7 protein-coding genes and 1 pseudogene are annotated in these 7,939 nt (G+C 42.0%); 7 read left to right on the plus strand and 1 reads right to left on the minus strand.

Annotation, left to right across the window (positions count from 1 at the left end; translation table 11 throughout):
* Positions 1-103: 103 nt before the first annotated feature.
* A complete protein-coding gene (locus tag AB5H98_RS11955; RefSeq protein WP_367926123.1) occupies positions 104-580 on the minus strand; it encodes a CBS domain-containing protein in 477 nt (158 codons plus the stop codon).
* Between the two features lie 155 nt (positions 581-735).
* On the opposite strand from AB5H98_RS11955, the gene AB5H98_RS11960 reads away from it, so the two are divergent.
* The 7 genes and pseudogenes from AB5H98_RS11960 to bcp all read left to right on the plus strand — a co-directional run bounded on the left by AB5H98_RS11960 (position 736) and on the right by bcp (position 7,776).
* Positions 736-2,283 (plus strand): hypothetical protein, encoded by a 1,548-nt coding sequence (locus tag AB5H98_RS11960; protein ID WP_367926124.1) that lies wholly within the window; start codon positions 736-738, stop codon positions 2,281-2,283.
* 91 nt (positions 2,284-2,374) lie between these two features.
* Positions 2,375-3,013, plus strand: a complete 639-nt coding sequence (locus AB5H98_RS11965; protein WP_367926125.1) for an orotate phosphoribosyltransferase — start codon at positions 2,375-2,377, stop codon at positions 3,011-3,013.
* Positions 3,014-3,137: 124 nt separating this feature from the next.
* Positions 3,138-3,484, plus strand: a pseudogene (locus AB5H98_RS11970) (GntR family transcriptional regulator).
* Entirely contained in the window at positions 3,484-4,350 is an 867-nt protein-coding gene (locus AB5H98_RS11975) for an ABC transporter ATP-binding protein (protein ID WP_367926126.1), read from the plus strand. Before AB5H98_RS11970 ends, AB5H98_RS11975 begins: the two are co-directional and overlap by 1 nt.
* Entirely contained in the window at positions 4,347-5,021 is a 675-nt protein-coding gene (locus AB5H98_RS11980) for an ABC-2 transporter permease (protein WP_367926127.1), read from the plus strand. Before AB5H98_RS11975 ends, AB5H98_RS11980 begins: the two co-directional genes overlap by 4 nt.
* Positions 5,022-5,267: 246 nt before the next feature.
* Entirely contained in the window at positions 5,268-7,139 is a 1,872-nt protein-coding gene (locus AB5H98_RS11985; protein WP_367926128.1) for a glycogen/starch synthase, read from the plus strand.
* A 172-nt stretch (positions 7,140-7,311) separates the two neighbouring features.
* The gene (bcp, locus tag AB5H98_RS11990; RefSeq protein WP_367926129.1) at positions 7,312-7,776 is read left to right on the plus strand and encodes a thioredoxin-dependent thiol peroxidase; all 465 of its coding nucleotides are present in this window, start codon (positions 7,312-7,314) and stop codon (positions 7,774-7,776) included.
* Positions 7,777-7,939: the final 163 nt, after the last annotated feature.

The following is a 7,939-nucleotide window of genomic DNA, read 5'->3' on the forward strand; positions in this document are numbered from 1 at the left end:
ACTCACGGCCTCTTGAACCCCATTCAAGCGCGCTACCAAACTGCGCTACACCCGGACATTGCCGTCCTTTCTGACGGCAAAAGTTATTATACTCGATTCTTTCTTAATTGTCAACGCTTTTCTGCGAGGTTTGTGGACGAATTCTTCTTTCGGCACCATATTCTACACAGCTTGACGCTTGTTTGTATCGATCATAACAAAATTGGATAATACTATTACGCTTTACAATGCCAATGAAACTTTCTTTTCCATCAATTACTGGGACAAAATTTTGCTTCATTGCCGCCGCAATCAACTTTTCCATATCAGTATCCACAGAAACACAATGGTAATCGTGTTTACGGGGAACGCTCATCAAGGGCATATCCTCAGCATCCTGTAAATTTAGATTGTATGTTCGTTTAATCGTCCAAAGCAAATCGCCTTCTGTAATGGTTCCTACATATTCTCCTTTCCGATTCAAAATAGGAATTGAAGAATAGCGATGATACTCCATCTTTTCGAGTGCTTGACGGACGGTAAAATCATCGTATAAGTATGCCACTTCTGCTTTTGGCGTTAAGAAAAACAACAGATTCATGGTCACCAAGTTCCTTTTCTTATGTTTATGTCAACAATACAATTTTCATTTTCTTATAAAATTATACCATACACAGCACAAATTTGCATGAATGAATTGTAAAAAGCATTGTGATTCTGGTATGATGATACAAGCAGCAAAAGGGGGAGATCTGCATGCCGAAGCAAGCTATTGGCACACCGCGTTTGTATCGTTTTGCGCGTGCCTTTTTTCTTTTTTGTACGGTTGTTTTATGCACGGGACTAGCGGTTTGCAGTTTGGCCGTTACAGTGTATTTCCCGGAAAGCTATGATGAGATTCCGCAATATTCCAGTGCTTCGTTTTTACCTGTGATTTTCTGTTGTGGCGTGTTTTTCGCTTTGGCGGCATGGATCATACCTCGTTGTGAGCAAATTTCTTCTCGTGCGATTATGTTTTTCACCTGTGTGATTGTGTTTGCACTCGGGGGTTTTTGGGCGTTTTCAAATCATACCATGCCTACGGCTGACCGGATATTTATCTATCAGAATGCGAAAAATCTCTTGTTGGGCGACTACTCTCTTTTACGGCCAGGAGCCTACTTTTCTCAATTTCCATATCAATTGGCTACAAGCATTTGGGCAGCTCTGATTATGCGAATTTTCGGAGAGGGGCATTATTTTTTTGCGTTTCAATTTTTTAATGCGTTTTTTGCTGCGGTTTTGGTATATTTTCTGTTGCGGCTGACAAATCTTTTTACGTCTGACAAAAAGATGTTGTGTATGGCGTCCTTTTTGTGTGTTGCTTTTTATCCGATTGCTTTGCTATCTACGTTTATTTATGGCACATTGGTTTCTGCGGCCTTTTCTACGGGGGCGTTGGTGTGGGCAATTCGTGCTGTTGAAACGTCGAAATATCGTTTTTATGCAGCGACGGCAATATGCATCACGTTGGCTATGCTAGCAAAGCCCAACAGCGCTGTCTTTTTGGTTGGCTTAGTGATTTTGTTTTTGCTATCCGCTCTGCGTCAGCGATGCATACGTCCCTTATTTGGGTTAGTGGTGTGTGTGGGATTGGCGCTTGGCGCAAGTGAATTAATTTTATATGTAATGGAGCGTCTTTCCGGATACGATTTACACAATGGAGAGACCTTTTGGGCCTGGATTGCCATGGGATTGCAGACCGGACCGCTGGCCCCGGGGTGGTACAATGAATACAATGATATGCTATATGTACTTCATCAGTTTGATAATAGCGCTATTACCCAAGAGGCCCTGGGTTCGATTCAGGAAAGTCTCATACAATTTTGGAACAATCCCAGTTATACCGTGCATTTTTTTGGACTAAAAATTATTAGCCAGTGGTGCGAACCGACTTACGCCACTTTCTGGATTAGCAAAAATGCATTGACTGAACATTTGGCTCCAGCGTGGGTACAAGCCTGTTATACAGGACCTGTTCATGATGTGCTGGTGTTTTGGGCGGATGTGCTGCAAACGCTCTTATATGCTGGTGCTGCACTTGCACTTTGGAAGGCACACAGGACCTGGTCGGTTGAGCATTTGATCCCTGCGTTGGTTGTATTTGGTGGGTTTGTTTTTCACACCTTTTGGGAAGCAAAGAGCCTTTATATCATTAATTATTCGGTGCTGCTGGTCCCTTATGCGGCTAAAGGATTTTGTGATATTTCCTGTTTTCTTTCGAAACGTTTGTGTAAAAATCACAAATTAGAAGCAAATTTGTGATTTTTATTGTAATCTATTTTGTGGCATGATAAGATAAAAAAAAGCGTTCATTCACCCGAATGAGCGCTTTTTGAAATGGAGAGATGCTTTTATGGAAAACCGCATTGTGAAATTGTACACGAAAAACAGCACGGTCCCTCTCAAAGTAGTCCCTGGTCATTTTGCCACAAACCATTCGCATGTTAATTACTATATTGACATGACAACGTTAAAAACCCGTGTTTCTGAAGCAACGGATGTCGCTCAAACACTCGCTGGGAAATATATGCTGAACACGGTGATTGATACCATTGTTTGTTTGGATGGAACGCAGGTCATTGGTACGCTTCTAGCTCAGGAATTAACGCGTACGGGCCTTCATTCTATGAATTCACATAAAACAATTTATGTGATTACACCAGAAATAAATGGTACCAGCCAATTAATCTTCCGGGATAATTTACAGCCTATGGTGGAGAAAAAACATGTTCTGATTTTGATGGCTAGCGTTAGCACGGGCATTACGGTTCGTAGAAGCGCTGAGTGTATTTCTTACTATGGTGGAATTATGGCTGGTGTAGCATCCATTTTTTCGAAAGTTGAAGAAATTGATGGCTATCAAATCAATGCAATTTTCCATCAACAGGATGTTCCAGATTATCAGAGTTATGCTGCACATGATTGTCCCATGTGTAAAGCGGGTCAACGTATTGATGCATTAGTGAATAGTTTTGGTTACTCCAAATTATAATGAGAAAAAATTCCCCGCGCGAATCTTCGCGCGGGGAATTTTTTTTGTAATTACTATTGACACACTGTAAATACTGTTATATACTATGCATACAGTATATATACAGAATATTTTGAGGTGTACAATGGATATCCTAATTAGTAATACATCTGGCAAGCCGATCTACGAGCAAATCACCTCGCAGATCAAAGCGCAGATCCTTTCAGGCGAACTAGGAGAAGGGGACGCCCTACCTGGTATTCGAACCTTAGCGAAAGAGCTGCTTACGAAGACTTGGAACGGGACGGATTTGTAATTACTGTGCCCGGAAAAGGCAGCTTTGTGGCAGCACAAAACACTGATTTGCTCCACGAGGAAGCACTGCGGCAGACAGAAGACATTTTGCAAAAGGCAGTGGATGCGGCACGACGAGGCGGGGTGGCGCGAGAAGAACTTTTAGAGCAGCTTACGCTGCTATGGGAGGAAGAATGATGGAATATTCTGTTGAGGTAAAGAATTTTTCAAAACATTTCAAAGATTTCAGCTTGCAGAACATATCTTTTAATGTTCCTACGGGTACGATTGTTGGATTTATTGGAGAAAATGGCGCTGGAAAAACGACGACGCTCAAATCCATTTTAGGGTTACTGCACACAGATGGTGGAGAACTTCGCGTATTGGGGAAGGATCCCGTGAAAGACCGACGCAGCATCGGAGAGGATATTGGCATTGTCATGGAGGGAAGCTTTTTTTCGCCTACTCTCAATATGAGAGAAATAGGCTCAATCATGCAAAAACTTCATCCCCGGTGGGATGCTGCATTGTTTGAGGAGTTCTGCAAACGTTTTGAGTTGCCTGAACAGAAGCCAATGAAAGATTTTTCTCGAGGAATGCGCGTTAAGGCTGCTTTTGCCACAGCTCTTTCCCATCATCCAAAACTTTTGATTCTGGACGAAGCCACCAGCGGGTTGGATCCGGTGGTGCGAAGTGAAATTTTGGATCTGTTCCTAGAATTTATAGAAGATGAAAGTCATAGCGTACTTTTGTCCAGCCATATCACGAGTGATTTGGAAAAAGTGGCAGATTATATTGTGTTTATTCATAAAGGACGCATTGTTTTTCAAATGGAGAAAGATGCTCTGCTGGAGAAGTTTGCTGTGTGCAAATGCGGGAAAAGTGAACTTTCATGTTTTGATAAGGCACATATATTGGGTCATCGCGAGAGTCGGTTCGATATGGAATTTTTGGTTGACAACGCGCCTCAGGTACGCAAGACATATCCCAATTTGTTAATCGAGCCAGCGTCGATTGATGATATCATGACCTTTTTTGTGAAAGGAAGCGAAGAAGCTATATGAAAACGCATCCGATTTTAGGCCTTATGTTGAAGGATTTTTATTCTATCCGTGGATATTTGATTCGTCAAATTGGACTGCTGTTGGTGATTTATTTAATCATAGGTTTCGCAATGAAAACAATGTCCATGCTGCCATCTATGCTGATGTTGGGAGTAACGATGAGCCTAATCTCTATTTTTTCTTTGGACGAAACCTCTCACTGGAATGCTTATGCCTTGACACTTCCCATTACTCCTAAGGATCTAGTGGTTTCGAAATATGTACTTTACTATGGTGCCATGTATATTGTGGGGCTACTTGCTAGTCTTTTCAGCGCCGTTCTGGATTTTGCTTTCTTTCGTGAAGCTGAAGATTCTATCGAAACTCTCATTATGGGTGTGGGCGGTGGAATGGCAATTTTGATTGTTTACACGCTCGTGATCGCAGTCGACATTCCACTCTTTTTGAAATTGGGTACAGAGAAATCCCGAATTCCTATGACGCTGACTTTTCTGGTGCCATTTGTAGCCATTTTCCCGACGATTTCCTATTGGGGACCTTGGCTTGAGAATCTTGATTATACGCAAATAAATTGGATTTTGGTATCTCTAATTGCATTGATCATTTTAATCTTTGTTATGGTAATTTCCTGTATGATATCGATTCAAATCATGGCACAAAAAGAATATTAATAACCAATATAAAACGGGACAATTATTTGTCCCGTTTTTATATTTATTGTGACTTTTACCGGACTTGACACAAGAGGATAAAACACAACAATTTTCGCAAGTTGTGTATAATTGCAATTTCGAAAGGGATGTGCTACCATTTTCTCAATGATAGCAATATCCGGCAAAGAATCGGATGAGCAAAAGAGTCTGGGGCCGAATGGCTTGCAGAAAATCCTTAAAATGAAAACGAAAGGAAGGTTCGTTATGGCAAGGAAAACGGCAGCCCCCAAAAACAAACAACTGGAAACGAAGGAGGTTGCGCCTTTGGATGCAACGAAAGCGGATGTTGCGGAAAAAGTGGCCCCAGCCCGAAAAAAGAATGTTCCTGTGGTAGAAAAGAGTGTCCCTTCGAAAAAGAATACACCAGTCAAAGAAAAGAATGCGAAAAAAACGGCGCAGAACGTGAAAAAGGATGTTGCTTCAGGACCAAAATCTGCATCTGTGGCAAAAAAGGAGACACAAACTAAGAAAAAGGCTTCGGGTGCTAAGTCCGCTCATGCAACTAAGGAAAAAGTGACTGTATCCATAGACAAAGAAAACGCTATTGTTGAAAAGGATACTTTGCCTGAACAAAAGCCGGACTGCATGCCCCAACCAATGACATATCAAGAACCGAATCTTCCCCGCAGAAGTGTAGCCTTCATTGGCTCTGAATGCTATCCCTTTGTGAAAACAGGCGGCTTGGGAGACGTAATGTATGCGTTGCCAAGGGAGTTGGTAAAACAAAACTGTGATGTCCGCGTGATTTTACCTCGTTATGCGTGTATTCCTCAAAAATATCAGGATAAGATGGTTTATCGTGGCGAATTCTATATGGATTTGGGCAGAACAGGACGCAATTACTATGTGGGAATTATGGAATACATCTGTGATGGTGTAATTTATGATTTCATTGACAATCAGGAATTTTTCTCTGGTGGGAATCCATATATCAGCTTAGTGGACGATATACCCAAATACTGCTTTTTCAGTAAGGCTGCGCTGGCAGCACTCAATTTTATGAATTGGATTCCGGATATCCTGCATTGTCACGATTGGCAGGCGGCTCTTGTGCCGGTATATCTGCGGACATTGTTCCGCAACTCTCCTGTGGGACGGGCACGTACGATTTTAACCATTCATAATCTTCGTTTTCAGGGAATTTATAACATTCCTACGATTCAGTATTGGACCGGGTTACCGGACGAAGTGTTTGATATGGGCGCGTTGAAACAGGGGTATGAAGATGCCAACATGCTCAAAGGCGGTCTTGCTTACGCGGATCGTATTACCACAGTAAGTGATACGTATGCCCAGGAAATTCAAACAAGTGAATACGGAGAAGCGCTTGAAGAACATCTGCGTTATCATAGTTATAAACTTAGGGGAATCGTCAACGGAATTGACTATGAAATGTGGAACCCCAATGTAGATCCGGCTCTAGTTGTCCACTACGATCGAAATACTGTTTTGAAATGCAAAAAGGAAAATAAATTGGCGCTTCAAAGTGAACTGGGATTGGTACAAGATGAGGGAAAATTGGTCATCGGTTTAATTTCGCGTCTTACCAATCAGAAGGGATTGGATTTAGTCAATGCGATTATCCCTCAGGTGATGGACGGTAATACGCAGGTTGTGGTGTTGGGTACTGGTGATCAACAGTACGAGGATATGTTCCGCTATTATGAAAGTGCCTATCGTGGAATGTTCAGTGCTTGCATTCAATATGATGAGTCTCGAGCTCACCGCATTTACGCAGGTGCAGACGCACTGTTGGTTCCGTCGCGTTTTGAGCCATGCGGTCTAACACAGCTCAACGCTATGCACTATGGTACATTGCCAATCGTTCGTGAGACAGGCGGTTTGAAGGATACGGTAGAACCTTATAATAAGTATACCGGGTCAGGAAATGGATTTACGTTTGACCGCTATGAAGCAGGACTTCTTCTTGACGCGGTCAATCGAGCCAAAACCGTTTACTTCACAACACGTTCAAATTGGGATGCGATTGTGGAGCGCGATATGGAAAAAGATGTCTCATGGGAAAATTCGGCAAAGCAGTACAAAAATTTGTATTTGGAGCTGACTCCGTGGTAAGAATTTAAGAAGTTTGGTTGGAAAAGCGCGGAAACGGATTGGCCGTTCCGCGCTTTTTTATGAGAAACGAATCGAGTCTTCTTGAATATGGATGCAACGATGATTAACAAAGTTTCGTGGTATCCGCCAGAAAGCTGTGGTACAATACAGATGTATAGAAAGGAGTGTTTTTATGTTAGAAACTGGAATCAAGGCGCCAGAATTTGCGCTTCATGATAAAGAGGGGAAAGAGGTAAGCCTTTCTGATTTTTTGGGAAAACGTGTTGTATTGTATTTTTATCCGAAGGACAATACACCAGGGTGCACGCGGCAGGCATGTGCTTTTGCAAAAAACTTTCAGAAATTTAAAGATCGGAATGTAGTGGTAATTGGAATCAGCAAAGACTCGGTAGCTTCACATCAAAAATTTGCTGAAAAGTATGAGTTACCTTTTGTGTTGTTGTCCGACCCGGACCTAAAAGCGATTCAAGCGTACGATGTTTGGAAAGAAAAGAAGCTTTATGGAAAGGTAAGCATGGGCGTAGTGCGTACAACTTACGTAATCGATGCACAAGGAATGATTGAGAAAGTGATGCCCAAAGTAAAGCCGGATACCAATGCGGAGGAAGTATTAGAGTATTTGGATGGCAAAAAATAAATATTGAAATCGGTATGTTTGAATCCATTGGCTCTATTCCGAAACACATATGATTGAAACGTCCCCTTTAGTGTTTATGTTTTCTTTGCGCGCTCAACGACTTTTTGATAAGGCGCAATTATGGCTTGTGCCATTTTTCCCTTGGAATGTTTTTGAATCGATG

The sequence above is a fragment of the uncultured Ruthenibacterium sp. genome (genome assembly GCF_963558415.1).
Classification (GTDB): domain Bacteria; phylum Bacillota; class Clostridia; order Oscillospirales; family Ruminococcaceae; genus Ruthenibacterium.

Bases quoted from the DNA above. Each gene is read 5' to 3' on its own strand.
- AB5H98_RS11955 (WP_367926123.1), bottom strand. From the start codon at position 580: ATGAATCTGTTGTTTTTCTTAACGCCAAAAGCAGAAGTGGCATACTTA.
- AB5H98_RS11960 (WP_367926124.1), top strand. From the start codon at position 736: ATGCCGAAGCAAGCTATTGGCACACCGCGTTTGTATCGTTTTGCGCGT.
- AB5H98_RS11965 (WP_367926125.1), top strand. From the start codon at position 2,375: ATGGAAAACCGCATTGTGAAATTGTACACGAAAAACAGCACGGTCCCT.
- AB5H98_RS11975 (WP_367926126.1), top strand. From the start codon at position 3,484: ATGGAATATTCTGTTGAGGTAAAGAATTTTTCAAAACATTTCAAAGAT.
- AB5H98_RS11980 (WP_367926127.1), top strand. From the start codon at position 4,347: ATGAAAACGCATCCGATTTTAGGCCTTATGTTGAAGGATTTTTATTCT.
- AB5H98_RS11985 (WP_367926128.1), top strand. From the start codon at position 5,268: ATGGCAAGGAAAACGGCAGCCCCCAAAAACAAACAACTGGAAACGAAG.
- bcp (WP_367926129.1), top strand. From the start codon at position 7,312: ATGTTAGAAACTGGAATCAAGGCGCCAGAATTTGCGCTTCATGATAAA.